The sequence below is a fragment of the Streptomyces apricus genome, assembly GCF_008369065.1.
GTDB lineage: Bacteria > Actinomycetota > Actinomycetes > Streptomycetales > Streptomycetaceae > Streptomyces > Streptomyces apricus.
In genome coordinates this window covers 570,920-571,724 of sequence record NZ_VDFC01000046.1, presented here as the reverse complement: position 1 = coordinate 571,724, position 805 = coordinate 570,920, and the positions used below count along the sequence as shown (strand labels likewise).

The 805-nt window shown below is 75.5% G+C and carries 1 protein-coding gene; it reads left to right on the top strand.

What is annotated here, in order from left to right; all coding sequences use genetic code 11:
- Window positions 1–796, top strand: a 796-nt coding sequence (locus FGF04_RS22640; RefSeq protein ID WP_235882441.1) for a pyridoxal phosphate-dependent decarboxylase family protein, incomplete at its 5' end; no start/stop codon positions are given.
- Between the last annotated feature and the right edge of the window lie 9 nt (window positions 797–805).

Genomic DNA, 805 nt, shown 5'->3' with positions numbered 1-805 from the left:
CGCCGGCACCATGGACGTCGCCGCCCTCGACCAGGCCCTCACCGCACTCGCCGGCCCGCCCGGCACCCTCCTCGTCGCGGCCACCGCCGGCACCACCGACGCCGGCCTCATCGACCCGCTCCCCGAGATCGCCGGCCTCTGCGAAGCCCACGGCGCCCGCCTGCACATCGACGCCGCCTACGGCGGAGGCCTCCTCCTCAGCGACCGCCACCGCCCCCGTCTCGACGGCCTCGACCGCGCCCACACCGTCACCCTCGACCTGCACAAACTCGGCTGGCAGCCCGTCGCCGCCGGACTCCTCGCCGTACGCGACCGCGACGACCTCACCGCACTCGCCCACCACGCCGACTACCTCAACGCCGAGGACGACACCGAAGCCGGCCTCCCCGACCTCCTCGGCCGCTCCCTGCGCACCAGCCGCCGCCCCGACATCCTCAAGATCGCCGTCACCCTCAGGACCCTCGGCCGCCGGGGCCTCGGCGCACTCGTCGACCAGGTCTGCGCCCGCGCCACCGACCTCGCCGACCTCGTCGACCGCCACCCGCGCCTCGACCTCTACGACCGCCCCACCATCAGCACCGTCCTGTTCCGGCCCACCGGCGCCACCGACGACACCGTCGCCGCCGTCCGCCGCACTCTGCTCACCGAAGGCCGCGCCGTCCTCGGCCGCGCCCGCCCCGACGGCCGCCTCTGGCTCAAGGCCACCCTGCTCAACCCGCACACCGGACCCGGCGACCTCGCCGCGCTCCTGCACCTCGTGGAACTCGCACTCCCGGAAGGACCCACCGCACGATGAGGCCGACGC